Origin of the sequence: Microbacterium sp., assembly GCF_044508325.1 — a bacterium.
Classification (GTDB): domain Bacteria; phylum Actinomycetota; class Actinomycetes; order Actinomycetales; family Microbacteriaceae; genus Microbacterium.
This window is the reverse complement of the sequence record NZ_JBIQHX010000009.1, coordinates 16,768-41,968: the sequence shown is the minus strand read 5'-3', so window position 1 is coordinate 41,968 and position 25,201 is coordinate 16,768. Positions and strand designations below refer to the sequence as shown.

Below are 25,201 nucleotides of genomic sequence, written 5' to 3'. Positions count from 1 at the left end.
AAGGGCTTCCTGTGAGTTCCTAGGATTGGGTCATGCGCATCCACATCGGAACAGACCACGCGGGCCTCGACTTCTCGACGCGCCTGCAGCAGCACCTCGCGGCGCAGGGTCACGAGGTCGTCGACCACGGCCCCGTCTCGTACGACCCGCTCGACGACTATCCCGCCTTCTGCATCCGGGCGGCGCAGGCGGTGGTGCGCGATCAGGCCGACGGAGTGGAGACCCTCGGCGTCGTCTTCGGCGGCTCGGGCAACGGTGAGCAGATCTCCGCGAACAAGGTGGCGGGCGTGCGCGCCGCGCTGGTGTGGAACGAGTCGACGGCGGAGCTGGCACGTCAGCACAACGACGCCAACGTCATCGCGATCGGTGCCCGTCAGCACACGTTCGAAGAGGCTGCGGCATTCATCGACCGGTTCATCGCGACCCCGTTCTCGGGGGAGGAGCGCCATGCCCGGCGCATCGCGCAGATCGCGGCCTTCGAGCGCGACGGATCGCTCCAGCCCGACCCACGGGCCTCCTGATGCCCGAGGGCCACTCCGTCCACCGCATCGCGCGCCAGTTCGACGCGAACTATGTCGGGCGCGTCGTCGCCGCCTCCAGCCCTCAGGGCCGTTTCGCCGAGGGCGCGGCCGTCATCTCCGGCCGCACGGCGACCCGGGTGCGCGCGCAGGGCAAGCAGATGTTCCTCGAGTTCGACGACGAACTCTGGCTGCGCGTCCACCTCGGCATCTACGGTGCGTGGGACTTCTCCGGCGAGATCGTGGTCGATCCGACGATCGCCTCCGCCAACGGACGGATGGGCCAGACGAACCAGCGCGGCACCGACCTCGAGCAGGTGTTCGACGATGCGGGCGAGAACTCGCTCGGATCGATCGGGGCCCCGCGACGCGCACGTGCGCACGTGCGCATGTCCGAGCAGACCACCGGACTCGCCGACGAAGGCGACCAGTGGCCGCCGCCGGTCGTCGGGCAGGTGCGGCTGCGCCTGCTGACCGAGGTGACCTGTGCCGACCTGCGCGGACCGACCGCGTGCGAGCTGCAGACTCCGGACGAGATGCTGGCGACCTTGGCACGGCTCGGTCCCGACCCGATGGTGGACGACCTCGCCGAGGGCGAGGAGCGCTTCGTGGAGGTCGTGCGCCGAAAGCCCACGCCGATCGCGCTGCTGCTGATGGACCAGTCGGTCGTGGGCGGGATCGGCAACGTCTATCGCGCGGAGCTGCTGTTCCGGGCGCGCCTGAATCCGCACACGCCCGGCCGGGACGTACCGGAGGAGCTGGTGCGCGAGCTCTGGCGGGACTGGGTTCACCTGCTGCGCATCGGCGTGGAGACCGGTCAGATGATGACGATGGACGACCTGTCGCCCGATGCCTGGCGACGGGCGATGGCCAGCCGCGACGACCGGCACTGGGTGTATCGCCGGGCGGGACTGCCCTGCCGGGTCTGCGGAACCGAGATCGTCCTCGAGGAGCTCGGCGCGCGCAAGCTCTACTGGTGCCCGTCCTGCCAGCGCTGACCCGCCCCTAGGCTGGTCCCATGCGCCAGAACCCGAGCTTCGCGGTGACCGACGTCGCCGAGCTGCGCCGCCTCATCGACCGCCACCCATGGGTGACGCTGGTCAGCCACACCGATGACGGGCTGGTCGCCTCGCACTACGCGGTGCTGCTGGACGAGACCCGCGACGACCTCACGATCGTCGGACACGTCGGGCGCCCCGACGACCTGATCCACGGCCTCGGCGAGCGCGAGCTCCTGGTCGTGGTGCAGGGCCCGCACGGGTACGTCTCGCCGGGCTGGTACGGCGATGTCGAAGCCGTGCCGACCTGGAACTTCGTCTCCGCCCACCTCACCGGCGTGCCCGAGCTGCTTTCGCCCGAGGAGAATCTGGCGGTGCTCGACCGACTGGTGGAGCGCTTCGAGAGCCGCCTGCCCGACCCTCGCCTGATGTGGCGTCCGCCGAATACGCCGGAGTTCGTCGCGAAGCTGGCGACGGGGACGATCGGCTTCCGGCTGACCCCCACACGCGTCGTGGCCAAGCGCAAGCTCAGTCAGAACAAGCCCGCCGAGATCGTCGAGACCGTCATCGCCGAGCTGTCCGGAAGCGGACCGTTCGCGCAGCCCGAACTGGCGGCCGAGATGCGTCGGGCGCACGATCAGCGCGCCGCCGCCCGCGGCGCCCGATCGTGACGCCCGCGCGCGGCGAGGGCATCGCGGTCATCGCCGATGCCCGCCTGACCGGCCGGCACCGATCCGACCCGTTCGGCGGCGGACTGGTCGATCTGCACATCGTGGACGGGATGATCGCCGACATCGCCCCTGCCGGCGCACTGCACCGGCGGGGCGCGGTGCTCGATGCAGGAGGGGGCTTCGCGATACCGGGGCTGTGGGACCATCACGTGCACACCGTGCAGTGGGCGCTCGCTGCGCAGCGACACCCCCTGGACTCAGCCGCGTCTGCGGTCGAGGCCGCGCACCTGATGTCGTCCGCGCCCGTGCTCGCAGACGGACGCCGCGTCGGCACGGGCTACCGCGACGCCCCCTGGTCCGACCGCCCGGACCTCGCCGTCCTCGACGCGGCGACCGGCGACATCCCGACCTACCTCATCAACGCCGACCTGCACAGCGTGTGGCTCAACACCGCGGCGCTGCGTCGCGAAGGTCACGAACCGGACGGCGTCGGCATCCTGCGCGAGGCGCCGGCGTTCGAGATCTCGCGGCGGCTCAACGACGTCGGGCCGCGTGTCGCGGACCTGGCCGTGGCGCAGATGGCGGATGCCGCGGCGGCGAAGGGGGTCGTCGGGATCGTGGACCTCGACATGGCGTGGAACGAGGGTGCCTGGGCGCGCCGTCTCGCCGGCGGCTTCGACGCGCTCCGAGTCGAGTTCGGCGTCTACCCGGCGGACCTTCCACGCGCCCTCGCGGAAGGCCTGCGCAGCGGAGACCGGGTGCGCGGAACGGACTCCGACCTGGTTCGCGTCGGTCCGCTCAAGGCCATCACGGACGGTTCGCTCGGCACCCGCACCGCCGCGTGCTCGCACGACTACGCCGGCGAGGCGGGCAATCGCGGGGTGCTCACCATCCCGTACGTCGAACTGGTCGAGCTGATGACGGCGGCTGCCGGCGGAGGACTGCGCTGCGCCATCCACGCGATCGGCGACGTCGCGAACAGCTTCGCGCTGGACGCCTTCGGTGCGACCGGCGCCTGGGGCACGATCGAACACGCCCAGCTCGTGGCACATGCGGACATCCCCCGCTTCGCCCGGCTGGGTGTCGCCGCCAGCGTCCAGCCCGAGCATGCGATGGACGATCGCGACATCACCGACACCGTGTGGAGCACCCAGACGGCGATCGCCTACCCCCTGGGCGCCCTCGCGGAGGCGGGTGCCACGCTGCTGTTCGGGTCGGATGCGCCGGTCGCGGCCCTGGACCCATGGGCGGCCATCGCCGCCGCGGTGTGGCGCACCCGCGACGGGCGGGAGCCCTGGCGCCCCGAACAGCGTCTGCCGGCCGCCACAGCGCTGGCGGCGTCGACGCATGCGGGCTCCGGCTCGGATGCCGCCGTCGTCGAGCCCGGCTCGCCCGCCGACCTCACGGTGTGCGAGCACGATCCGCTGCGCGCGGATGAGCCGACCCTGCGCGGCATGCGCGTCGCCGCGACGATGATCGCGGGACGTCTCACGCACGTGGCGTGAGAGGATCGGCCGCCTGCCTACTCGGCGAGGTGGGCGACGAGGAACCAGCGGTCCTTCTCGAGGCCCTCCTTGATGGCGATCGCGATGTCCTGGCTGGTCAGGTCGACCTCGTCGAGCCCGTCGATCGCGGTCTGCAGGTCGGCGACGATGGGGTCGATGTCGGCGATGACGTCGCGGACCATCTGCTCCCACTGCACGAATCCGGCCTGCACCTGCGAGCTGGTCTTGCCGGCGACGGTGCTCACCCGAGCGTCGACGGGCAGCCCCAGGGCGACGATGCGCTCCGCCGCCTCGTCGGCCCAGCCCTGCGCGTGGGACACGACCGAGTCGAGCAGTTCGTGGATGGCGATGAAGTTCGCGCCGCGCACGTTCCAGTGGGCCTGCTTGCCGTTGACCGCCAGGGCCTGCAGCTTCAGCACGACGGGGGAGAGGAATTGAGCGCTGGCGGCGGCGACCGTGGGGTCTACTGCGGCCGTGGGAGTGCTCTGCGTCTTGGTCATGTTCTCGCCTCCGTTCGGGCGATCGCGGACGGATCATGCCCTGTCCACGACAACGCTACTCAGCGCAGAACATTCCGCAAGCAAGCCCAGCCTAGGCTCACACGGTAGGTTCTATGGGTGCCGTCCGCCGATCACGACCTGGGACCTCAGGATCTCGACCAGCCCCGTCGACTGCGGCGACACCTGCCGGCGGACCGGTCGCCGGAGCACGCCGAGCCCTCGCGGTTCATCCCGCACGTGCAGGGGCTGCGCGCGATCGCGGTCATCTTCGTCGTGCTCTATCACTTCTGGCCGGGCCGGCTGCCGGGCGGCTACGTCGGCGTCGACGTGTTCTTCGTCATCTCGGGATTCCTCATCACGGGGCACCTCATGCGTGAGCTGACCGCCACCGGCGGCGTCCGCCTGGCGCAGTTCTGGGCGCGCCGCGCGCGACGGCTGCTGCCGGCATCCCTCCTGGTGCTGCTGTTCTGCGCACTGTGCGTCATGTCGCCCTACCTGATGCCGACCTCGGCGCTGCCGGGTGAGGTGCAGGAGATCATCGCCTCCACGTTCTATGTGGAGAACTGGTACCTCGCCCTCACCTCCGCCGACTATCTCAATCACGGCGGCGACCCGACCACCGTGCAGCACTACTGGTCGCTGTCGCTCGAGGAGCAGTTCTACGTCATGTGGCCGCTGCTCATGCTCCTGGCGGCATGGATCGCGGTGAAGTGGCTGTCGGGGCGGGCCCGCACCGCCGTGGTCGCGACGCTGGGTGTCGTCACCGTGGTGTCCTTCGCCTTCTGTGTCGTCTTCACGCTCACCGACCCGGCGCCCGCCTACTTCGTCACCTTCGGTCGCATGTGGCAGTTCGGGGTGGGGGCGCTCATCGCGCTCGTGCCGCTGCTGCGGATCCGGCAGCCCGGTGCGAGCTTCGTGCTCGGCTGGGGCGGCGTCCTGCTGCTCGTGTACGTCGCCTTCACGTTCGACGCCCTCACCCCGTTCCCCGGCTACGCCGCACTCCTTCCGACGCTCGGCGCCGCGGCCATCATCGCCGCGTCGAACACCGACCGGTGGTGGTATCCGACGCGCGTGCTCGCGCTGCGCCCGGCACAGTTCGTCGGCGACATCTCGTACTCCCTCTACCTGTGGCATTGGCCGCTCATCGTCATCGCGCCCTCGGTGCCGTTCTGGGGTCTGACGATCTACCACCGGCTCGCTCTCCTCGTGCTCTGCTTCGTGCTGGCGTGGCTGACCAAGCGCTTCGTCGAGGATCCGATGCGCCGGTGGAAGGGGCTCACCGCGCGTCGCCCGCGGGTCACGCTGTGGGCGTCGCTGGTGGCGATGGTGCTGGTGGGTGCCACCGCCGGTGCGGCCTGGGCGGTCAACGCTCCCGCGTACCGGGACGGCGTGCAGGCGATCCAGGAGCTGCGCGAGAATCCGCCGGACTGCTTCGGTGCGGCGTTCGTGCTGGAGGAGGCGTGTGCCCAGACCGCCTGGGGCGACGCGATCCTCCCCGCCCCCGGGTTCGCCGGGGTCGACCAGCCCTCCGACGAGCAGTGCTTCATGCAGCTCAACGACGCCCGGCCCGTCTCGTGCGAGTTCGGATCGGACGATCCCGGGGCGCCCCGCATCGCGCTCATCGGCGACAGCCACGCGTATCAGCTGCTGCCCACGTTCCAGCGGATGGCGGACGAGAACGGCTGGAGGCTGGTGACGTTCTTCAAGGGCGCCTGCCCGTGGAGCACGACGCCGATCTCGGCGGCGGGCGCCTTCGGCCAGGCCTGCGGGCAGTGGCGGGACGCGGTGCGGCCGAAGCTGGCGGACATGGAGCTGGATGCCGTCTTCACCGCCTCGCTGGCCACGACCCCGTTCTCGTCGGCGGGCTACGACTCGTCGTTCGACGCCGCCGTGGCCGGGTATCAGCAGGCCTGGGCGGAGCTCGTCGAGCGCGGCATCCCCGTGATCACGGTGGCGGACAATCCGACCTGGGAGACCGACCCCAACAAGTGTCTGCGCACCCGCACGCAGGCCGAATGCGTCGGCGCGCGGGCGGCAGTGCTCCACGAGGACCCCGTCGTCGCGGCGGCTGCCGGCGCGGGCGGGGTGACGCTGCTCGACTTCACCGACGTGTTCTGCGATGAGACCGCCTGCTTCCCGGTGGTCGGCGGCGCGAACCTCTACCGCGACCAGGATCACCTGACGGTGACCTTCGTCGACACGCTCGCGCCCTGGTACACGGCGGCCATCGAGGAGGCGCTCGCCACCGGTTAGGGTCGATGGCATGACGATCGCCGATGGTGCCTCGATTCTCTCGGTCGCGGGAAGGACCCCCCAGCTCGCCCCCGACTCGTTCGTCGCCTCCGGTGCGCGGGTGATCGGCGGCGTGACCCTCGGGCCCGGCGCCAGCGTCTGGTACAACGCCGTGCTGCGCGCCGACGGCGACACCATCACCGTCGGCGCCGGCAGCAACCTCCAGGACAACGTGTCGGTGCATGTGGATGCCGGAAAGCCCGTGGTCATCGGCGAGAACGTGTCGGTCGGCCACAACGCGGTCGTCCACGGCTGCACGATCGGGGACGGTTCGCTGATCGGCATGGGAGCGGTCGTCCTCAACGGCGCGCGCATCGGAGCGGGGTGCCTCGTCGCCGGCGGAGCGGTGGTGCTCGAGGGCGCCGACATCCCGCCGGGCTCGCTCGTGGCCGGTGTCCCGGGCAAGGTCCGTCGCGAGCTCACCGACCAGGAGCGCGCCGGACTCCTGCAGAACGCCGCCGTGTACCGCGAGCAGCACCTCGGCGAACATGTGGAGGCGACGCCGGCGTGACGCGGTACGACTCCCTGGCGCCCGGCGAGGTCTTCGTCTTCGGGTCCAACGCGCACGGCGCCCACGGCGGCGGGGCCGCGCGGCAGGCGCACCGGCAGTTCGGCGCGGTCTGGGGGCGGTCCGAGGGGCTGCAGGGGCAGTCGTACGGCATCGACTCGATGTCGGGGCTGGGTGTGCTGCAGGAGCAGGCCGCGCGCTTCATCGCCTTCGCCGCCCGGCATCCCGAGCTGCGCTTCCTTCTGACCGAGGTCGGCTGCGGGATCGCAGGGCACACGCCGGAGCAGGTGGCGCCGTTCTTCCGCGGGGCGCCCGAGAACGTCGTCCTGCCGGAGCGCTTCCGGCAGGTGCTGGCCGACAGCGACGAGGAGGACTGAGATGCGGATCGACGAGATGATCGCGGCGGACGACCTGCGCACGCTCGCAGCCGAGTTCCACGAGCGGTTCGGGATGTACCTCGTGCTCGACGACCACCTCGCCCTGACCAACCCGCGGCGGATCGCAGCCGGGCTGCGCGAGCTCGCGGGGCTGCTCCAGCTCGCCGAGCTCGAGGAGCAGATCGATCCGGCGGCGATCGACGCGCCGGCGATACCGCCGGGCACCGCTCAGGAGCTGCGGCAGATCGAGGCGCTGTCCAAAGCGCTGCGGTGACGCGAAACGGCCCGGCGATGTCGCGCCGGGCCGTCGCATGGAGGGGATGACGGGAATCGAACCCGCGTTGCCAGTTTGGAAGACTGGGGCTCTACCATTGAGCTACATCCCCGTGCGCCCTCTGACGAGCACCGACCAATCGTAGTACACCGCTGACGACATTCCTTTCATGCCAGTTCGCGTGCGGACTCACGAAGGGGTATGACATGTCGGGCAGGGACACCGTGGAAGCACTCGTCGCGACGCTCAACGCGGGCGATGTGAAGGGAATGGACGACGTCTTCCATGAGGACGCCGTGATGGAGTGGCCGCAGTCGGGCGAGCGGATCGTCGGCGGCGACAACCGCCGCGCGGTCTACGGCTCGTTTCCGCAGCTGCCGACCGTGACGCCGCGCCGGATCGTCGGGGAGGGAGACCTGTGGGTCGCCGAGGCGGACCTCGACTACGGCGACGGCGACCCCTACCAGGCGGTCTTCATCTTCGAGCTGCGAGACGGCAGGATCGCCAAGGAGACGGCCTACTGGACCAAGCCGTTCCCGGCGCCGGAATGGCGCGCGCAGTGGGTCGAGGCCATGCGGCCGGAGCACGGCCACGATGGCCCGGGCGGCGTCGGCTAGACTTGCCGAGGTCGTTTCGGCGTCTGCGCGCATGCGCGGCTCCGGCATCCGGGGCGTAGCTCAGCTTGGCAGAGCGCCCGCTTTGGGAGCGGGAGGCCGCAGGTTCAAATCCTGTCGCCCCGACGACGATCCCCAGACAGACCTTCACCCGCGGCGCGCTCGTGCGCGCGGCACATCTCGAGGAGAACGAACGCAATGGTGAACAGCACCGTCGAGCAGCTCAGCCCCACCCGCGTGAAGCTGCACATCACGGTCACGCCGGACGAGCTCAAGCCGAGCATCACCCACGCCTACGAGCACATCGCGCAGGACGTCCAGGTCCCGGGCTTCCGCAAGGGGAAGGTGCCGGCGCCGATCATCGACCAGCGGATCGGCCGCGGTGCGGTGATCGAGCACGCCGTCAACGAGGGGCTGGACCGCTTCTACCGCGAGGCCGTCGCCGCGCACGGCGTGAAGGTGCTCGGCCGGCCCAGCGCCGACATCGCCGAGTGGCCGAGCGACAAGGACTTCTCGGGCGACCTCGTCGTCGACATCGAGGTCGACGTGCGCCCGGACTTCGAGCTGCCCGACTACGAGGGCATCACGATCACCGTCGACGCCGTCGAGGTCGACGACGCGTCCGTCGATGCCGAGCTGGACCGCCTGCGCGCCCGCTTCGGCACGCTCGTGACCGTCGACCGCCCCGCGTCCACGGGCGACTTCGTCGAGCTCGACCTGGTCGCGACCATCGACGGCGCCGAGATCGACCGCGCCGAGGGCGTGTCGTACGAGGTCGGCTCCGGTGAGCTGCTGGACGGGATCGACGAGGCCGTCGAGTCGCTGACGGCGGGCGAGCAGACGACCTTCCGCTCGACGCTGGTCGGCGGCGACCACGCCGGCGAGGAGGCCGAGGTCTCGCTGACCGTGAAGAGCGTCAAGGAGCGCGAGCTGCCCGAGGCGGACGACGACTTCGCACAGATCGCCAGCGAGTTCGACACCATCGACGAGCTGCGCGCGAGCCTCAGCGAGACCGTGGTCCAGCAGTCGACCTTCACCCAGGGTGCCGCCGCGCGCGACAAGCTCGTCGAGCACCTGCTCGAGTCGGTGGAGATCCCGGTGCCGCCGGCGCTCATCGAGGACGAGGTGCATCGCCACCTCGAGGCCGAGGGGCGCCTGGAGGACGACGAGCACCGTGCCGAGGTGACGGAGGCGAGCGAGAAGCAGTTCCGCACGCAGATCCTCCTCGACGCGGTGGCGGAGAGCGCCGACGTGGACGTGTCGCAGGACGAGCTCACCCAGTACCTCATCCAGTCCGCCGCCCAGTACGGCATGTCGCCGAACGAGTTCGTCGAGATCATCCAGCAGAACAACCAGCTGCCCGTGCTCGTCGGCGAGGTCGCACGCAACAAGGCCCTGGCCGTCGCGCTGGGGCGTGTCACGGTGGTCGACACCAACGGCGCCCCGGTCGACCTCACCGGGTTCATCGCCGACGACACCGAGGCCGAAGCCGAGGCCGAGGTCGTCGAGGAGGCCGAGGAGATCGCCGATGCCGCGGCCGACGCGGAGGACGCCGGCAGGTAGGCGGCACCGACCCGCGATCGGATGCCTCGGCAGCACGTGTGCGCCGAGGCATCCGTCGTCTGACCGGCCCGGCTCTGCCCAGGGCGAACACGCGCGAACCGCCGAATGCGCGCCGGTAGATTCGAAGCCACGCAACCCATTCAGGAGTGAACATGGCCGAACCCCTTGTCGCGCAGAGCGTCTTCGATCGCCTGCTGAAGGACCGCATCATCTGGCTCGGGTCGGAGGTGCGCGACGAGAACGCGAACGAGATCTGCGCCAAGATCCTGCTTCTGGCCGCAGAGGACTCGCAGAAGGACATCTACCTGTACGTCAACTCGCCGGGCGGCTCCATCACCGCAGGCATGGCGATCTACGACACGATGCAGTTCGTGCCCAACGACATCGTCACCGTCGGCATCGGCATGGCGGCGTCGATGGGGCAGCTGCTGCTGACCGCCGGGACCAAGGGCAAGCGCTACATCACGCCCAACGCGCGCGTGCTGCTGCACCAGCCCCACGGCGGCTTCGGCGGCACGGCCAGCGACATCCAGACGCAGGCCCAGCTGATCCTCGACATGAAGAAGCGCCTCGCCGAGATCACCGCGGCCCAGACCGGCAAGACGGTCGAGCAGATCAACGCCGACGGCGACCGGGACCGGTGGTTCACGGCCGAGGAGGCGCTCGAGTACGGCTTCGTCGACCACATCCGCGAGTCCGCCTCCGACGTCATCGGCGGCGGCGGCACGGCGAACTGACCGAAGGCGAAAGAGAGAGACACCCGCAATGATCACCCCCACCTTCGGCACCCCGAGCGCCCCGCAGGGGCTGCAGGTCCCCGGCAGCCGCTACATCCTCCCTCAGTTCGAGGAGCGGACCGCCTACGGCTACAAGCGCCAGGATCCGTACAACAAGCTCTTCGAGGATCGCGTGATCTTCCTCGGCGTGCAGGTGGACGACGCCTCCGCCGACGATGTGATGGCCCAGCTGCTCGTGCTGGAGTCGCAGGATCCCGACCGCGACATCATCATGTACATCAACTCGCCCGGCGGCTCGTTCACCGCGATGACGGCCATCTACGACACGATGCAGTACGTGTCGCCGCAGATCCAGACCGTCGTGCTCGGCCAGGCGGCCTCCGCCGCCGCGGTGCTGCTGGCCGCCGGCGCACCCGGCAAGCGGCTCGCGCTGCCGAATGCGCGCATCCTCATCCACCAGCCCGCGATGGGCGAGGCCGGTCACGGCCAGGCCTCCGACATCGAGATCCAGGCGAACGAGATCCTGCGCATGCGCACGTGGCTGGAGGAGACGCTGGCGAAGCACTCGAACAAGACGGTCGAGGAGGTCAACAGGGACATCGACCGCGACAAGATCCTCTCCGCCGCGGACGCCGTCGAATACGGTCTGGTCGACCAGGTGCTGACCACGCGCAAGCGAGGGCAGCAGGCGATCTCGAGCTGACGCGCGCGCAATGCACGCCGATGTCCCCGCCAGCGATTAGGCTCGGAACGTCCGGCACCGGGCATCCGCATCAGAGGAGGCACGATGGCTCGCATCGGTGAGAGCGCCGACCTGTTCAAGTGCTCGTTCTGCGGAAAGAGCCAGAAGCAGGTGCAGCAGCTGATCGCGGGCCCCGGCGTGTACATCTGCGACGAGTGCGTCGAACTGTGCAACGAGATCATCGACGAGCGGGCCGCCGAGCAGGGGGCCGGCGTCGTCTCGGATTTCGACCTGCCCAAGCCGCGTGAGATCTTCGCGTTCCTCGAGGAGTACGTCGTCGGGCAGGACGACGCCAAACGCGCCCTGTCGGTGGCGGTCTACAACCACTACAAGCGGGTCCGCGCCCACGGGACCCTGCAGACGGCCGAGCAGAAGGCCGAAGAGGTCGAGATCGCCAAGAGCAACATCCTCCTGCTCGGCCCCACCGGGTGCGGCAAGACGTACCTGGCGCAGACCCTCGCGAAGCGGCTGAACGTGCCCTTCGCGGTCGCCGACGCGACGGCGCTCACCGAGGCCGGGTACGTCGGAGAAGACGTCGAGAACATCCTTCTGAAGCTCCTGCAGGCGGCCGACTTCGACACCAAGCGCGCCGAGACCGGCATCATCTACATCGACGAGGTCGACAAGATCGCGCGCAAGGCCGAGAACCCGTCGATCACCCGGGATGTCTCGGGCGAGGGCGTGCAGCAGGCGCTCCTGAAGATCCTCGAGGGCACGGTCGCCTCCGTCCCGCCCCAGGGCGGACGCAAGCATCCCCACCAGGAGTTCATCCAGATCGACACGACGAATGTCCTGTTCATCGTGGCGGGAGCCTTCGCGGGCCTGGAGGACATCATCTCCGCGCGGGTGGGCAGGCACGGCGTCGGGTTCGGAGCATCCCTCCACCGCAAGGACGAAGACCTGAACCTCTTCGGCGAGGTGCGCCCCGAAGACCTGCACAAGTTCGGGCTCATCCCCGAGTTCATCGGTCGTCTTCCCGTCGTCGCGTCCGTCTCGCCGCTGGATCAGGCGGCCCTGATGGAGATCCTCACTGAGCCCAAGAACGCCCTGGTCAAGCAGTATCAGCGGATGTTCGAGCTCGACGGCGTCGCCCTCGAATTCGAGGAGGGCGCGCTCGAGGCGATCGCCGACCTGGCCGTGGCGCGCAAGACCGGCGCCCGTGGCCTGCGGGCGATCCTCGAGGACGTCCTGGGCCCGATCATGTTCGAGATCCCCTCCACCGAGGACGTGGACAAGGCCATCGTGACCCGCGCCTCCGTGGAGGAGGGCGCCGCACCCACCCTCGTGCTGCGGCAGAAGCGCAAGAGCGCCTGACGTCTGAGGGCGCCGCTACCGTGAGCGGGTGCCGCCTCGCCCCTTCCGCATCGACCTTCCCGACCCCGTCCTCGACGACCTGCGCGCTCGCCTGTCGCGGGCTCGTCTCCTCCCGGACTCGCCGAGGCGGCCGGTGTCGGGGATGGACGCCGAGTATCTGCGCGAACTGGTGTCGTCTTGGATCGACTTCGATTGGCGCTCGCGCGAGAGGTGGCTGAACGATCATCCCCAGTTCCTCGCCGAGGTCGGCGACGCGACGATCCACTTCGTGCATCGGCGGGCGGAGCGCGCGAACGCTCCCGCGCTGCTGCTGATGCACGGCTGGCCGCACACCTTCTCCCTCCAGCTGGACTTCGCCGACCTGCTGCCCGACTTCCACGTGGTGGCGCCGAGCCTGCCGGGCTTCGGATTCTCGCCGCCGCTGGGCGATCCGCTGACCGAAGAGCGGATGGCACAGCTGATGCACGCCCTGATGACGGACGTGCTCGGCTACGAGCGCTGGCTGACCTACGGTGAGGACGTCACCGCCAACGTGGGCGACCTCATCGCGGCCAGGCACCCCCGAGCCGTCGCCGGGATCATCGTCACCCACGCCCACTTCCTGCCGAAGGCCGAGCGCGATGCCGCCGACGCGGACGCCCACGCCTTCTACCGGAGGCTGAAGGAGGGGTGGTACGACCAGGCCGGGTACGCCCATGTGCAGGGCACGAGGCCCGACACGCTGGCGGCGGCGCTGAACGACTCGCCGACGGGACTGGTCGCCTGGCTCACCGAGAAGCTCGTGGAATGGAGTGACACGCCGGAGGGTCGGCCACGCGAGGTGGAGCGACGGATCGCGCGCGAGCGGATCCTCACCGAGGCGACCATCTACTGGGCGACGCAGAGCATCGCGACATCCTTCCGCCCCTATTTCGACGGAAAGGACGCGGTCGTGCCGCCTGTGGAGGTGCCCGCGGCAGTCTTCATCCAGCGGCACGAGCACGACAACCCCGAATCGGTCGTGCGCGCCTTCTACCGCGACCTGCGGATGTTCGAGCGGCTCGCCGAGGGTGGTCACTTCACGGTCGCCGAGGTGCCGGCGGCCATGGCTGACCGGACGCGCGCCTTCGCGCGCGAACTCGGCCTGCTGCCGTGATCAGGCCGCGAGGCCGCGCCGTTTCAGGAGCGGATCGATCTCGGCATCCCGGCCTCGGAAGTCGCGATATGCCTCGAGCGGGTCCTTCGAGCCGCCCACGCCGAGCAGCCGCGCGCGGAAGCGGTCCCCGTTGGCACGCTCCAGGCCGCCGTTCTCGCGGAACCACTCGACCGCGTCGGCATCGAGCACCTCGCTCCAGATGTACGAGTAGTAGCCCGCGCTGTACCCGCCCGAGAACACGTGCGCGAAGTAGGTCGACGAGTAGCGCGGGGGCACCGCCGGGTTGTCGAGGCCGATGTCGGCCAGAGCGGATGCCTCGAACGCGGCGACGTCGATGTCGGCCTCCGCCTCCTCCGCGGTCAGCGAGTGCCAGGCCTGATCCAGCCAGGCGGCGGCCAGGTACTCGCTGGTGGCGAAGCCCTGGTTGAACGTCTCGGAGTCGCGGAGTCGGTCGACCACGTCAGCCGGCAGCGGCTCCCCGGTGTCGATGTGCTTCGCGTAGTTGGCGAGCACATCGGGCCAGAAGATCCACATCTCGTTGACCTGGCTCGGGAACTCCACGAAGTCGCGGAAGACCGCGGTGCCGCCGAAGTGCGGGTAGGTGACGGTGGCGAACAGGCCATGCAGGGCATGCCCGAACTCGTGGAACAGGGTGGTCACCTCGTCGAGGGTCAGCAGCGTGGGCTGCCCCGGCGCGGGCTTGGGCACGTTCAGGTTGTTCACGACCACCGGGGCCGTCCCGCGCAGCTCCGACTGGGTCACGATCGAGTTCATCCACGCGCCGCCGCGCTTGGTGTCGCGCGTGTACAGGTCGAGCACGTACAGCCCGAGCGCGGATCCGTCGGCGTTGCGGACCTCGAACACGCGTGCGTCCGGGTGGTACGCCGGCAGCTCGGTCCGCTCGGTGAAGGTGATGCCGTACAGCTGGGTCGCCGCGTGGAACACTCCGTCCTGCAGCACCGACCCGGCCTCGAACCAGGGCCGCAGCGACGCGGTGTCGATGTCGTAGGTCGCGGTGCGAACCTTCTCGGTCACGAACGCCCAATCGTGCGCCTCGAGGGTGAAGGGCTCCGGCTGCTCGTCGATGAGGCGCTGCAGCGCCTCCTGCTCGCGACGCGCGTTGGCGGCCGCCGGGACTGCGAGACGGCGGAGCATGGCGTGCACGGCCTCGGGACTGCCCGCGGTCTGGTCTGAGGTGACGTACTCGGCGTGCGTGGCGTATCCGAGCAGTCGCGCACGCTGGGCACGCAGGCGGACGATCTCCAGCAGCGTCTCTCGGTTGTCGTTCGCGCCGCCGCGCGAGCCGCGTGCGCGGGAGGCATCCATGATCCGCCGCCGGCTCTCGCGATCGGTGAGGCTCGCCAGGTGGGGGTGACCTGTGAACAGGGTGAGCGTCACGGCGTACCTGCCTTCCAGGCCCCGGTCAGCGGCCGCCTGCGCGGCCGCCGAGAGTTCGGCTTCGCTCAGACCGCTCAGCTCGTCGACGCTGTCGAAGACGACCGCAAGCTCGTTCGTGTCGGCGAGCAGGTGCTTCTCGAACGTCGTCGTCAAGGAGGCGAGGCGCTGATTGAGGTCGACGAGCGTCCGCTTCTGGTCCTCGTCGAGCGCGGCGCCCGCATGCGTCATCTCGCGGTGGTGCCGCTCGACGAGGTATCGCTGCTCCGGGCTGAGGTCGAGGCCGTCGAGCTGTTCATGCAGCGTCCGGATCCTCCAGTACAGCTGCGCGTCGAGGCGGATGGCGTCCTCGTGCGCGGACATGAGGGGCGCCAGCGTCTCCTCGATCTCCTGGATCGCCGGCGTCGCGTCGGCGGAGCTGACCGTGTAGAAGGTGCGTGCGACCCGGTCGAGCAGCCCGCCCGCCGCCTCCAGCGGAACCATCGTGTTCTCGAAGGTCGGCATGGACCGCACCCGCGTGATGGCGGCGATCTCCTGCAGGTGCTCGGCGAAGGCCCGCTCGAACGCCGGCAGGTAGTGCTCGGGCCGGATCAGATCGTAGCGGGGGAGGCCATAGGGCAGGTCGCTGGGAGCGAGCAGCGGGTTCTCGGCGTCGGTCATGGCCACCAGCGTAATGGGCGTCGATCGTGCTGCAAAGAAACACTTGCAAAGAAATCCTTGCAAAGGACAAGATGCAAAGGTATCTTTGCAGTCATGGCGGAGAAGAAGCCGGGAGCATCCCACGAAGAGAACGTCCGCGTCCTCGACGCGGGGGCCCTGCGCGCACTGGCCCACCCGCTCCGGGTGCAGATCTACGACATCCTCAGCCAGTACGGCGCGCAGACCGCCAGCACGCTCGCCGAGCGGACGGGGGAGTCGACCGGCGCCACGAGCTACCACCTTCGCGCACTTGCGAAGCATGACCTCATCCGCGAGGTGGAGGGACGAGGCAGCGCGCGGGAGCGCTGGTGGGAGCGTCCGGTCGGTCCGGTCAGCTTCGGCAACCCGGAAGCGCTGAAGACGCCCTCCGGGCGTGCGGCGACCCAGGTCGTGATCACCGAGTACATGAACCGCCGGCACCAGCAGCTGCTGCGATACCTCAGCGAGGGTCTGCGCGGCGCCGACGACGAATGGCGCGAAGTCTCCATGCTCTCCACCGCGACAGCACGTCTGACGCCCGAGCAGCTGAGCGAGCTCACGCAGCGCATCCAGGCGATCATCGACGAGACCGTCGACGCCTATCGACACCAGGACGCAGACAACGTCCGTCCGGTCACCATCCGAGCAGACATCTTCCCGCTTCCGACGGAAGGGAACCTGACATGACCGTCTACATGGACGCGTCGCGCGTGCGCTGCGCCGCCCCCAGCTCCACCGAGCGACTTCTGCTGCGCACGGCCCGCGGCATCGAGGCCTACGCGATCTCGCACCTCGCGCGTCGCGCCTCGGCGACGACGACGGCCGCAGCGCAGACCCGTTCCACCGAGCGTCGGCGCGACGCGCAGGCCCTCGGCGCCGTGGGCATCCTCCCGCGATGAGCGATGCCCCACCGGTGCCCCCGGTGCGCGACGGCGGCCCGTCCGCTGTGCAGGAGGGCTCTCGTCGCGCACCGCTGGGCCGGGCCTTCGGCAAGCTCTGGACCGCAGCCGCCTTCAGCAACCTCGCCGACGGAGTCGGCCGGACGGCGGTGCCGCTGATCGCCACGACGCTGACGCGCGATCCGATGGCGATCGCGGTCCTGGGGGCACTCGCGTTCCTCCCTTGGCTGGTGTTCGGGCTTCCGGCGGGGATGCTCGTGGACCGCTTCGATCGCCGCCGCATCATGGCTCTGGCCAACGGGATCCGCTGCGCGGTGGCCCTCGTGCTCGCCGTCCTCACCGTGACCGGGCAGCTGAGCATCTGGTGGCTGTTCGCCGGCGTGCTGGTGTTCGGGCTCGGCGAGACGCTGTTCGACAATGCGTCCAGCGCCGCAATCCCGAATCTCGTGACCCGCGCGCAGCTGGACCGCGCCAACGGGCGGATGCAGGCGGCGCAGGTGACGATCGACAGCTTCATCGCGACGCCGATCGCGGGCGTCCTGTTCGCGGTGTCGCTGGCCCTGCCGCTGTGGGTCGGGGCGGTGGGCTATGTCGTGCCGGTCGCGCTCGCGCTGCTGCTTCCGCTGAGCGCGGCCCGCCCACTGCGAAACCCCGACTCGGTGCCGGAGGTCGCCGCCGCCGGTGCCGCCCCTGCGCGCGAGGCGCTGCGTTTCCTGTGGCGGCACCGCTACCTGCGCGCGATGGTGATCTTCACCTCCTTCATCGGCAGCGTGTTCGCCTTCGCCCAGGCTGCGAGCATCCTGCTGTTCCTCGACACGTTCGGCATCCCCGAGGTCGCCATCGGCTTCGTCACTGCAGGCATCGGTCTGGGTGCCCTGATCGGCTCGCTGATCGCGGCGAGTCTGGTGTCGCGTTTCGGGCGTGCGCGGGTCATGTTCAGCGCGCATCTGATCGCCGGGGTGGGGCTGCTGCTGACGGGCGTCGCACCCGGTGCCATCACCGGGGTGCTCGCCTACGCACTGCTGGCCTGCGCGATCTCGGTGTGGAACGTGCCCTGGGGCGCGCTGCGACAGCAGCTGGTGCCCGGGCCCCTGTTCGGCCGCGTGCTCGGCATCATCCGAACCGTCACCTGGGGCCTGTTCCCGGTCGCCGCCATCATCGGAGGATTCGTCGCCCGCGTGGATCTGCGCCTGCCCTTCCTCGTCGCGGGCGTGCTGTCGCTGGCCGCCACGGCGGCTGCCGCGCACCTGCTGCTGGTGGGCACCCGCCGCGCGGGTGCGGACGCCGAAGAGAGCCGTCGCGAGAAGACGCCGTCGCGGTGACGTCGTCGCGGGGCGCCTCGATCAGCGGTCGTCGATCGCGTCGACGGCCTGGGCGGCCTCGCGCAGGGCGTCGTCACGGGACAACTGCTCGCCCTCGGCCCAGGCGTGCCGCAGCTCCTCGGCGCGAAGCGCCTGCCCGAGCGCATCCTGGTCGGGCGGCGGGGCCGGCGCGCGGCCCCGCCGCCCGGCACCCCGCAGTGCGTGGGCGGCGCCTGCGAGGCGCGCCGCGCGGTGCGGCTCGCCGCTGCGCAGGAGCACCTCGGCGAGGTCGTCGAGCCCGGTGGGGATCGCACGCTCCACTCGGGCCTCTGCCGCCGCCTCCAGCGCCTCGATCAAGCGCCGCCCGGCCGAGGACAGCATCCCCTCGGCCTCGTCTGCCTTTCCGAGTGCCGTGAGCGCTGCCGCGACACCCCACGCGTCGCGGGTCTGCCGGTGCAGCCGGAGTCCCTCGTGCGCCAGCGATCGCGCCGCCTCGATGTCGTGGTCGCGGACGAGCTGGTCGGCGAGATAGATCGACACCCAAGCCGTGTGCCAGAGGTCGCCCTCCGCGCGGAAGAGCGCGAGGCTCTCCTCGAGGCATGATCGTGCGGTCGCCGAGTCGTCGAGCCGGCCCGCCGCCAGACCGAGGCTGATGAGCGCGATGGCGCTGCCGTGCTGATCGCCCGCACGGCGGAACAGCTCGAGGCTCTCCTGGCACAGCGTCCTCGTGCGCACGGCGTTGCCCTGGTCCCGCGCGATCACGCCGAGGTTGTTGAGGGACACCGCGACCTCCCGCACGAGACCGAGGTTGCGCCGGATCCGGTAGCACTCCTCGTGGTACGCGGTGGCCCGTTCATAGTCGGCGGCATCCCGGGCCAGGTTGCCGGCCGCAGTCAGCGCGTTCGCCCGCATCGTCGGCGCCAGCCCATCCGTCCTGGCGAGAGCCGTCGCGAGCCGGGCGAGCCCCTCGTCGACGAGCCAGCGCATCTCCCAGAATCGCCACAGCGCCGTGGCGAGCCGGAGCCCCGTGGCCGCCCCGTCCGGCGTGCGCTCGGTCCAGTCCAGGGCCGCCCGAAGATCGTCCAGCTCTCGCTCGAGCCGATCCGCCCAGAGGGCCTGATCGGATCTGCCCTCCAGCTCCTGCGCGGCCCGCTCGGCGAGGTCGCAGAAGTAGCGGGCGTGGCGCCGGCGGGTGGATTCGTCTTCGGCGGCGTGCGCCAGCCGCTCCCGGGCGAACTGCCGGATCGGCTCGAGCATTCCGTAGCGCGTCGCGTCACCGCCCCGGCTCACCGTGATCAGGGACTGCCCTGCCAGCGCCTCGAGCAGCTCGAGGACCTCCTCCGCCGCGGGCGGATCATCGTCGCTGACGGCGGCGACCGCTTCCAGCGTCGCCCCCGAGGCGAACACGGACATCCGCCGGAACAGGGCGCCCTCCTCGGGGGCGAGCAGCTCTTCGCTCCAGGCGATGGCGGCGCGCATGGTGCGCTGCCGCTCCGGCAGGTCCCTGGCTCCGCCCACGAGCAGCGGCATGAGGTTGTCGAGGCGCCCGAGCAGCTCTTCCGGCTCCAGGAGCCTGGTGCGCGCGGCGACCAGCTCGAGCGCGAGCGGCAGGCCGTCCAGGCGGCGGCAGATCGCGCCGATGGCCGCCGCCCGATCAGCGGTGAGCGCGAAGTCCGGATTCCGCTGTCGCGCCTGCCAGACGAACAGCTGCACCGCCGCATAGTCCACCGGGTCGCCCTCGAGGGCCCGGGGGTCGGCCGGCGGCACCGCGAGCGGGGGCACCGGGAACTCGCGCTCCCCGCGCACCCCGAGCGGGGATCTGCTGGTGGCCACGGACTGCAGGCCGGGGCAGGCGTCCAGGAGGCGGAGAAGGCCCGGAACGGCGTCGAGGACGTGCTCCACGTTGTCGAGCACCAGCAGCGAGCGCCGGTTGCGGAACCACGAGCCCAGCACGGCCTCGCCGGCATCGGGGCCCGAGGCATCCAGCCCCACGGCGCGCGCGATCGTCGCGATGACCAGGCCGGGGTCGGCAACCGGGGCCAGCTCGACCCAGACCACGTCGTCCGGCTGCTCGGCCGCCGTCAGGTGGGCAAGACGCAGCGCCAGCCGGGTCTTGCCTGCTCCGCCCGGTCCGACAAGCGTCAGGATGCGCGAGCCGGGCTCGCGCAGCAGCTCCCGCAGCTGCGCGATCTCACCGTCCCTGCCGATCAGCGGCGTGGGCTCGCCGGGCAGGACGGCGCGGGCGGGCGCGCTCGCGCCGCGGTCCTGCTCGCGGTCGCCGTCCCGGACGGCGTGGGCCAGCTCCGTGCGCTGGGCATCGTCGAGCCCCAGAGCGTCGGCGAGACGCCGGACGGTGTCGGGGTAGGGCCGGGTCCGCTCGCCGCGCTCCAACGCCCCGACGGCGTTCGCCGAGATGCCGGCGCGCTCGGCCAGGCGCTCCTGCGAGAGCCCCGCGGCCTCGCGGTGGCGTCGCAGCCGTGCGCCGAAGCCGTTCTGCGTTCCGGCCTCCATGGACACACGATAGACGGCGCACGCCGCCGTGTGTTGGTCAAGGTGTGGGCAGGTGTGGGGGACATGTGGGTGGGATGCCGCGGCGCCCGGAAGAACACTGAGAACACCGGCGCTCACGCACCGGTTTCAGACCCGCACCTGATCGGAGCACTCCACATGTTCGACACCGCCACCTCGCTCGCAGACCCCCGGCGCACGACCCATCCGGACCGGTTCGCCGGCCTGCGATCGCAGCTCAGAGGCACGGTCCTCACCATCGGCGACCCCGAGTACGACGTCGCACGACGGACCGTCTCGCTGCGCTCGAACCGCTTCCCCGCCGCGATCGTGCGCGCCGAAGACGCCCAGGACGTCGCGGCGGCCGTCACGTTCGCGCGGACTCATGACCTGCCGATCGCCGTGCGCAGCGGCGGTCACAGCATCCCGCTCCTCAGTGTGGTCGACGATGCGCTGGTCATCGACCTGTCGCAGATGAAGCGCATCCAGATCGACCCCGACACGCGGATCGCTCGGGTCGAGCCCGGGGCGACCTCCGGCGACCTCGCCGGCCCTGCCCACGAGCACGGTCTTGCCCTGACCACCGGGGACACCCAGTCCGTCGGCATCGGGGGACTGACCACGGGCGGCGGCATCGGGTACCTCGTGCGCAAGTACGGCCTCACGATCGACAGCCTCCTCTCGGCGCAGGTGGTCACCGCCGACGGGCGGATCGTCACGGCCGACCCGACCGAGCACGAGGACCTGTTCTGGGCGATCCGGGGCGGGGGCGGCAACCTCGGCATCGTCACGGAGTTCACGTACCGCCTCGCGCCGGTCAGCCACATCCTCGGCGGCCTGCTCGTGCTTCCGGCCACGCACGAGGTGGTCCGCGGCTACCTCGATCACGTGGTGGCCGCTCCCGACGAGCTCACGACGCTCGCCGACCTCACCACCGCCCCGGAGCTGCCGTTCGTGCCCCCCGAGTGGGTGGGAAAGCCTGTCCTCATGGTGCTCGTCGCCTGGTGCGGCACCGCCGAGGACGGCGAGCTGGCGCTGGCCCCGCTGCGGGCGCTGGCGACGCCGATCGCCGACCTCGTGAGCTGGATCCCGTACCCGGCGATCTACGAGTTCACGGCGCATCTGGCCGAACCGCATGCCGCGTCGATCCGGATGATGTTCGCCGACGAGCTCAGCGACGATGCGATCGACGCGATGATCGCCGGCGCCGAGAGCGGGCCGTCCCCGTTCAACCTGATCCACCTGCGCGGCCTCGGCGGCGCCTTCGGGCGGGTCGCACCCGATGCCACCGCGTTCGCGCACCGGCAGCGGCGGTACTTCGTGGCGGCCATCGCTGTGTGGCTCGACGCCGACGAGGATCCGGCACCGCACGAGGCGTGGACCATGGCGATGTGGGACATCCTGCGCACGGAGGGGTCAGGCGTCTACGTCAACTTCCTCGAGAACGAGGGAGCCGACCGGGTGCGGGATGCCTATCCGGGCACGACGTACGACCGCCTCGCAGCGATCAAGGGCCGGTACGACCCGGAGAACGTCTTCCGGTTCAACCAGAACATCCCGCCGGCCGGATGATCCGACCCGCCAGATGCTCAGGCGAACCCGTCGTCCGGGTCGGACCGGACGACGGGTTCGCCGTCGTCGTCCAGCGTGACGATGACACCGGTGTCGAGCTCGGCGATCGGCCTGCCCTCGAGCCAGGTCAGGGTCCAGCGTGGCACCGGGTCGCCCGCCGGGAGGGTCGCCTCGACGGCGGCGAGCTGCGCGTGCAGTCGCTCGGGCACGGCCGACGGGGGAGGTGTGCGCGCGGTCCAGCGCGTCCCCAGGCGCATCAGCCCTCCTCCGCCGGGGCGAGCACGATCTCGCTCACCGCGAGCTCCTCACCGCTGAGATAGACGATCTGCTCGATGCGACCCACCGCCCGAAGATCGCCCTCGGCGAGCCGCAGCGCCGTGATCACGCTCTCGGGCGCGGTGATCGACGCGGTCGTCACCATCGTCTTCTGCGAGACCTTCGCCTCGGTCTTGGCCCGGCGGATGCCCACGAGCGCCGCGCTGACGGCGCTCAGCACGTCGGGGTCGCCGTCGATCTCCAGGGGCGTGGGCCATGCGGCGGTGTGCACCGAGCCCTCCTCGAACCACGACCACGCCTCCTCGGCCGCGAAGGCGAGCACCGGGGCGAGCAGGCGCAGCAGGGTGGAAAGCGCGAGCCGCAGCGCCAGGGCTGCGGACGCCTGGCCGACATCGGCCTGGTTGTAGGCGCGCTCCTTGACGAGCTCGAGGTAGTCGTCGCAGAAGGTCCAGAAGAACGACTCGGTGACCTCCAGCGCCCGGGCGTGGTCGTACGCGTCCAGGGCCCTCGTGGCCTCGCGCACCACGTCGTCGAGCGTGGCCAGCATGCTCGCGTCCAGCGCGTGCGTGATCCGGGCCCCCTCGGGCACGGGGAACGAGAGCACGAACTTCGCCGCGTTGAGCACCTTGATCGCCAGACGGCGACCGATCTTGACCTGGGTCGGGTTCTGCGGGTCGAAGGCCGCGTCCGCACCCAGCCGGCTGGAGGCCGCCCAGTAGCGCACCGCGTCCGTCCCGTGCTGGGCCAGGATGTCGGCCGGTGTCACGACGTTGCCCTTCGACTTGGACATCTTCTTGCGGTCCGGGTCCACGATGAAGCCGGAGATCGCGGCATCCGTCCACGGCGCGCGGTCGTCCTCGAGCGCGCTGCGCACCATGGTCGAGAACAGCCACGTCCGGATGATGTCCTGACCCTGCGGGCGCACGTCGAAGGGCGCCACGAGGTCCCACAGCTCCTCGTCGCGCTGCCAGCCGCCGGCCAGCTGCGGTGTCAGCGACGAGGTCGCCCACGTGTCGAAGATGTCCGACTCGCCGTCGAAGCCGCCCGGCACGCCGCGCTGCTCCTCGGTGAAGCCGGGCGGCACGTCGATGGTGGGGTCCACCGGCAGGCTCGCCGGGTCCGGCGTGAGGACACGGTCGTAATCGCGCTCGCCGTTCTCGTCGAGCGCGTACCAGACCGGAATCGGCACGCCGAAGAAGCGCTGCCGGCTGACCAGCCAGTCACCGGTGAGCCCATTGGTCCAGTTCTCGTAGCGCACGCGCATGAAGTCCGGATGCCACGACATCGATCGGCCCAGTTCGATGAGCCGGTCGCGCAGCGCCTCGTCGCGGGCGCCGTTGCGGATGTACCACTGGCGTGTCGAGACGATCTCGAGCGGGCGGTCGCCCTTCTCGTAGAACTTCACGGCGTGCGTGAACGGCTTGGGCTCGCCGTCCAGCTCCCCGGAGGCGCGGAGCAGCTCGACGGTGGTCTTCTTGGCGCTGAAGACGGTCTTGCCGGCGAGCTGCGCGTACGCCTCCTTGGCGCCGTCGGTGACGATGACGTCCGGCGCCTCCGCCATGATCCGTCCGTCGTGCCCGAGGATCGTGCGGTTGGGGAGGTTCAGCTCCCGCCACCACACGATGTCGGTGACGTCGCCGAACGTGCAGATCATCGCGATGCCGGTGCCCTTGTCGGGCTGCGCCAGCGGGTGGGCGAGCACCGGCACCTCGACGTCGAACAGCGGCGTGCGCACCGTCGTGCCGAACAGCGCCTGGTGCCGCTCGTCGTCGGGGTGCGCGACCAGCGCCACGCACGCGGCGAGAAGCTCCGGGCGCGTCGTCTCGATGAACACGTCTCCCGAGCCGTCCGTGCGGTGGAACGCGACCCGGTGGAACGCGGCCGGCTGCTCGCGGTCCTCGAGCTCGGCCTGCGCGATGCCGGTGCGGAAGTCGATGTCCCACAGGGTGGGGGAGAGGGCCTGATACGCCTCGCCGCGCTCGAGGTTGCGAAGGAACGCGAACTGACTGGTGCGGAGCGTCTCGTCCGAGATCGTGCGGTACGTCTGGGTCCAGTCCACGCTCAGTCCGAGCAGCCGGAACAGCTCCTCGAAGTGCCGCTCGTCTTCGACCGTCAGGCGCTCGCACAGCTCGATGAAGTTGCGGCGGCTGATCGGCTTCTGGTCGGCAGCGCGGCTGCTCTTGTTGTCGCCGCCCTCGTAGGGAGGGGTGAACTCGGGGTCGTAGGGCAGCGACGGATCGCAGCGCACCCCGTAGTAGTTCTGCACGCGCCGCTCGGTGGGAAGCCCGTTGTCGTCCCACCCCATCGGGTAGAAGACGCACTTGCCCCGCATCCGCTCGTACCGCACCTTCAGATCGGTGTGGGTGAACGAGAACACATGGCCGATGTGCAGCGAGCCCGACGCGGTGGGCGGGGGCGTGTCGACCGAGTACACGCCGGCGCGGCCCTTCGCCTTCGCCGCCTCGCGGTCGAACAGGTACGTGCCGTCGGCCTGCCAGACCGCATCCCACTTCTTCTCGAGACCTTCGAGGGCGGGCTTGTCCGGGATCGTGGCCATGAGGGTCTCCTTGTGCGATATGTGCGGCACTGTGTGAGCGTGCCTGAGTGTGGGATGTGCCGCTCATTCTAGCCGGGAGCGCTCCACGGCCCGCGTGCGTGGCCATGAGGGGGCGCAGCGGGCGGCTACAATCGTGGGGGAAAGCATCGATCCGGCCATCACCGGGGAGCTCTCGGAAGAACGGCGCAAGCTCACTAGAACCGAGCGGGTCAGGCCCGTCACAGCCGCAGTGAAAGAGGGTGGATGCCGCGGGCATCCGTCAAGCGG

23 protein-coding genes and 2 tRNA genes are annotated in these 25,201 nt (G+C 70.4%); 19 read left to right on the top strand and 6 right to left on the bottom strand.

Annotated elements, in window-relative coordinates; genetic code table 11:
- The first annotated feature begins 32 nt into the window (after positions 1–32).
- The 4 genes from ACIWQI_RS09105 to ACIWQI_RS09090 are packed head-to-tail and all read left to right on the top strand — an operon-like array spanning position 33 to position 3,692.
- Positions 33–521, top strand: coding sequence for a ribose-5-phosphate isomerase (locus tag ACIWQI_RS09105; protein ID WP_396656836.1), 489 nt, complete (start codon positions 33–35; stop codon positions 519–521).
- On the top strand, positions 521–1,516 hold the full coding sequence (locus ACIWQI_RS09100; RefSeq protein ID WP_396656835.1) for an Fpg/Nei family DNA glycosylase: 996 nt from the start codon (positions 521–523) through the stop codon (positions 1,514–1,516). Before ACIWQI_RS09105 ends, ACIWQI_RS09100 begins: the two co-directional genes overlap by 1 nt.
- Before the next feature lie 20 nt (positions 1,517–1,536).
- Positions 1,537–2,187 (top strand): FMN-binding negative transcriptional regulator, encoded by a 651-nt coding sequence (locus ACIWQI_RS09095; RefSeq protein WP_396656834.1) that lies wholly within the window; start codon positions 1,537–1,539, stop codon positions 2,185–2,187.
- Positions 2,184–3,692, top strand: a complete 1,509-nt coding sequence (locus ACIWQI_RS09090; protein WP_396656833.1) for an amidohydrolase family protein — start codon at positions 2,184–2,186, stop codon at positions 3,690–3,692. The genes ACIWQI_RS09095 and ACIWQI_RS09090 overlap by 4 nt, the downstream gene beginning before the upstream one ends.
- A gap of 17 nt (positions 3,693–3,709) precedes the next feature.
- Here the strand turns inward: ACIWQI_RS09090 and ACIWQI_RS09085 are convergent, their stop codons facing one another.
- A complete protein-coding gene (locus ACIWQI_RS09085) occupies positions 3,710–4,192 on the bottom strand; it encodes a Dps family protein (protein ID WP_396656832.1) in 483 nt (160 codons plus the stop codon).
- Between the two features lie 117 nt (positions 4,193–4,309).
- On the opposite strand from ACIWQI_RS09085, the gene ACIWQI_RS09080 reads away from it, so the two are divergent.
- From ACIWQI_RS09080 to ACIWQI_RS09065, 4 genes are read left to right on the top strand one after another with little or no spacing between them, the layout of a single operon-like run.
- A complete protein-coding gene (locus ACIWQI_RS09080) occupies positions 4,310–6,445 on the top strand; it encodes an acyltransferase family protein (RefSeq protein ID WP_396656831.1) in 2,136 nt (711 codons plus the stop codon).
- Positions 6,446–6,455: 10 nt separating this feature from the next.
- Complete coding sequence (locus ACIWQI_RS09075) at positions 6,456–6,995, top strand: gamma carbonic anhydrase family protein (RefSeq protein ID WP_396656830.1); 540 nt, start codon at positions 6,456–6,458, stop codon at positions 6,993–6,995.
- Positions 6,992–7,369, top strand: a complete 378-nt coding sequence (locus ACIWQI_RS09070; RefSeq protein ID WP_396656829.1) for a hypothetical protein — start codon at positions 6,992–6,994, stop codon at positions 7,367–7,369. Before ACIWQI_RS09075 ends, ACIWQI_RS09070 begins: the two co-directional genes overlap by 4 nt.
- A 1-nt stretch (position 7,370) precedes the next feature.
- Entirely contained in the window at positions 7,371–7,643 is a 273-nt protein-coding gene (locus tag ACIWQI_RS09065; RefSeq protein ID WP_396656828.1) for a hypothetical protein, read from the top strand.
- A gap of 38 nt (positions 7,644–7,681) precedes the next feature.
- Here the strand turns inward: ACIWQI_RS09065 and ACIWQI_RS09060 are convergent.
- Positions 7,682–7,755, bottom strand: a tRNA-Gly gene (locus ACIWQI_RS09060).
- Between the two features lie 94 nt (positions 7,756–7,849).
- On the opposite strand from ACIWQI_RS09060, the gene ACIWQI_RS09055 reads away from it, so the two are divergent.
- The 7 genes from ACIWQI_RS09055 to ACIWQI_RS09025 all read left to right on the top strand — a co-directional run bounded on the left by ACIWQI_RS09055 (position 7,850) and on the right by ACIWQI_RS09025 (position 13,748).
- Positions 7,850–8,260, top strand: a complete 411-nt coding sequence (locus tag ACIWQI_RS09055; RefSeq protein ID WP_396656827.1) for a nuclear transport factor 2 family protein — start codon at positions 7,850–7,852, stop codon at positions 8,258–8,260.
- 49 nt (positions 8,261–8,309) lie between these two features.
- A tRNA-Pro gene (locus ACIWQI_RS09050) sits at positions 8,310–8,383 on the top strand.
- 72 nt (positions 8,384–8,455) lie between these two features.
- Positions 8,456–9,820: a trigger factor gene (gene tig / locus ACIWQI_RS09045; protein WP_396656826.1), complete on the top strand. Its 1,365-nt coding sequence runs from the start codon at positions 8,456–8,458 to the stop codon at positions 9,818–9,820.
- Positions 9,821–9,972: 152 nt separating this feature from the next.
- Positions 9,973–10,557 carry an ATP-dependent Clp protease proteolytic subunit gene (locus ACIWQI_RS09040; RefSeq protein WP_396656825.1) on the top strand — a complete coding sequence of 195 codons (585 nt, stop codon included), beginning with the start codon at positions 9,973–9,975 and terminating at the stop codon, positions 10,555–10,557.
- Positions 10,558–10,585: 28 nt separating this feature from the next.
- Entirely contained in the window at positions 10,586–11,260 is a 675-nt protein-coding gene (locus tag ACIWQI_RS09035) for an ATP-dependent Clp protease proteolytic subunit (RefSeq protein ID WP_396656824.1), read from the top strand.
- A gap of 84 nt (positions 11,261–11,344) precedes the next feature.
- On the top strand, positions 11,345–12,613 hold the full coding sequence (gene clpX / locus ACIWQI_RS09030; protein WP_396656823.1) for an ATP-dependent Clp protease ATP-binding subunit ClpX: 1,269 nt from the start codon (positions 11,345–11,347) through the stop codon (positions 12,611–12,613).
- A 28-nt stretch (positions 12,614–12,641) separates the two neighbouring features.
- Positions 12,642–13,748: an epoxide hydrolase family protein gene (locus tag ACIWQI_RS09025; RefSeq protein ID WP_396656822.1), complete on the top strand. Its 1,107-nt coding sequence runs from the start codon at positions 12,642–12,644 to the stop codon at positions 13,746–13,748.
- On the opposite strand, the gene ACIWQI_RS09020 is transcribed toward ACIWQI_RS09025, so the two are convergent.
- Complete coding sequence (locus ACIWQI_RS09020) at positions 13,749–15,803, bottom strand: M3 family metallopeptidase (RefSeq protein WP_396656821.1); 2,055 nt, start codon at positions 15,801–15,803, stop codon at positions 13,749–13,751.
- 93 nt (positions 15,804–15,896) lie between these two features.
- Between ACIWQI_RS09020 and ACIWQI_RS09015 the strand changes: the two genes are divergently transcribed.
- Genes ACIWQI_RS09015 through ACIWQI_RS09005 form a run of 3 tightly spaced genes read left to right on the top strand, consistent with a single transcriptional unit; the run spans position 15,897 to position 18,042 of the window.
- Positions 15,897–16,508 (top strand): helix-turn-helix domain-containing protein, encoded by a 612-nt coding sequence (locus tag ACIWQI_RS09015; protein ID WP_396656820.1) that lies wholly within the window; start codon positions 15,897–15,899, stop codon positions 16,506–16,508.
- Positions 16,505–16,720: a hypothetical protein gene (locus ACIWQI_RS09010; RefSeq protein WP_396656819.1), complete on the top strand. Its 216-nt coding sequence runs from the start codon at positions 16,505–16,507 to the stop codon at positions 16,718–16,720. The genes ACIWQI_RS09015 and ACIWQI_RS09010 overlap by 4 nt, the downstream gene beginning before the upstream one ends.
- On the top strand, positions 16,717–18,042 hold the full coding sequence (locus ACIWQI_RS09005) for an MFS transporter (RefSeq protein WP_396656818.1): 1,326 nt from the start codon (positions 16,717–16,719) through the stop codon (positions 18,040–18,042). Before ACIWQI_RS09010 ends, ACIWQI_RS09005 begins: the two co-directional genes overlap by 4 nt.
- 21 nt (positions 18,043–18,063) lie before the next feature.
- Here ACIWQI_RS09005 and ACIWQI_RS09000 read toward each other — a convergent pair whose 3' ends face one another.
- On the bottom strand, positions 18,064–20,532 hold the full coding sequence (locus ACIWQI_RS09000; RefSeq protein WP_396656817.1) for an ATP-binding protein: 2,469 nt from the start codon (positions 20,530–20,532) through the stop codon (positions 18,064–18,066).
- 156 nt (positions 20,533–20,688) lie between these two features.
- Between ACIWQI_RS09000 and ACIWQI_RS08995 the strand changes: the two genes are divergently transcribed.
- On the top strand, positions 20,689–22,101 hold the full coding sequence (locus tag ACIWQI_RS08995) for an FAD-binding oxidoreductase (RefSeq protein ID WP_396656816.1): 1,413 nt from the start codon (positions 20,689–20,691) through the stop codon (positions 22,099–22,101).
- Between the two features lie 17 nt (positions 22,102–22,118).
- Here ACIWQI_RS08995 and ACIWQI_RS08990 read toward each other — a convergent pair whose 3' ends face one another.
- Both ACIWQI_RS08990 and valS read right to left on the bottom strand, forming a co-directional pair.
- Entirely contained in the window at positions 22,119–22,358 is a 240-nt protein-coding gene (locus tag ACIWQI_RS08990) for a hypothetical protein (protein WP_396656815.1), read from the bottom strand.
- Entirely contained in the window at positions 22,358–24,934 is a 2,577-nt protein-coding gene (gene valS, locus ACIWQI_RS08985; RefSeq protein ID WP_396656814.1) for a valine--tRNA ligase, read from the bottom strand. Before valS ends, ACIWQI_RS08990 begins: the two co-directional genes overlap by 1 nt.
- Positions 24,935–25,201 lie beyond the last annotated feature (267 nt).

Coding starts and splice junctions, on each gene's coding strand:
- clpX (WP_396656823.1), top strand. CDS start 11,345: ATGGCTCGCATCGGTGAGAGCGCCGACCTGTTCAAGTGCTCGTTCTGC.
- ACIWQI_RS09105 (WP_396656836.1), top strand. CDS start 33: ATGCGCATCCACATCGGAACAGACCACGCGGGCCTCGACTTCTCGACG.
- ACIWQI_RS08990 (WP_396656815.1), bottom strand. CDS start 22,358: ATGCGCCTGGGGACGCGCTGGACCGCGCGCACACCTCCCCCGTCGGCC.
- ACIWQI_RS09075 (WP_396656830.1), top strand. CDS start 6,456: ATGACGATCGCCGATGGTGCCTCGATTCTCTCGGTCGCGGGAAGGACC.
- ACIWQI_RS09085 (WP_396656832.1), bottom strand. CDS start 4,192: ATGACCAAGACGCAGAGCACTCCCACGGCCGCAGTAGACCCCACGGTC.
- valS (WP_396656814.1), bottom strand. CDS start 24,934: ATGGCCACGATCCCGGACAAGCCCGCCCTCGAAGGTCTCGAGAAGAAG.
- ACIWQI_RS09015 (WP_396656820.1), top strand. CDS start 15,897: ATGGCGGAGAAGAAGCCGGGAGCATCCCACGAAGAGAACGTCCGCGTC.
- ACIWQI_RS09020 (WP_396656821.1), bottom strand. CDS start 15,803: ATGACCGACGCCGAGAACCCGCTGCTCGCTCCCAGCGACCTGCCCTAT.
- ACIWQI_RS09040 (WP_396656825.1), top strand. CDS start 9,973: ATGGCCGAACCCCTTGTCGCGCAGAGCGTCTTCGATCGCCTGCTGAAG.
- ACIWQI_RS09000 (WP_396656817.1), bottom strand. CDS start 20,532: ATGGAGGCCGGAACGCAGAACGGCTTCGGCGCACGGCTGCGACGCCAC.
- tig (WP_396656826.1), top strand. CDS start 8,456: ATGGTGAACAGCACCGTCGAGCAGCTCAGCCCCACCCGCGTGAAGCTG.
- ACIWQI_RS09005 (WP_396656818.1), top strand. CDS start 16,717: ATGAGCGATGCCCCACCGGTGCCCCCGGTGCGCGACGGCGGCCCGTCC.
- ACIWQI_RS09095 (WP_396656834.1), top strand. CDS start 1,537: ATGCGCCAGAACCCGAGCTTCGCGGTGACCGACGTCGCCGAGCTGCGC.
- ACIWQI_RS09100 (WP_396656835.1), top strand. CDS start 521: ATGCCCGAGGGCCACTCCGTCCACCGCATCGCGCGCCAGTTCGACGCG.
- ACIWQI_RS09065 (WP_396656828.1), top strand. CDS start 7,371: ATGCGGATCGACGAGATGATCGCGGCGGACGACCTGCGCACGCTCGCA.
- ACIWQI_RS09055 (WP_396656827.1), top strand. CDS start 7,850: ATGTCGGGCAGGGACACCGTGGAAGCACTCGTCGCGACGCTCAACGCG.
- ACIWQI_RS09010 (WP_396656819.1), top strand. CDS start 16,505: ATGACCGTCTACATGGACGCGTCGCGCGTGCGCTGCGCCGCCCCCAGC.
- ACIWQI_RS09035 (WP_396656824.1), top strand. CDS start 10,586: ATGATCACCCCCACCTTCGGCACCCCGAGCGCCCCGCAGGGGCTGCAG.
- ACIWQI_RS08995 (WP_396656816.1), top strand. CDS start 20,689: ATGTTCGACACCGCCACCTCGCTCGCAGACCCCCGGCGCACGACCCAT.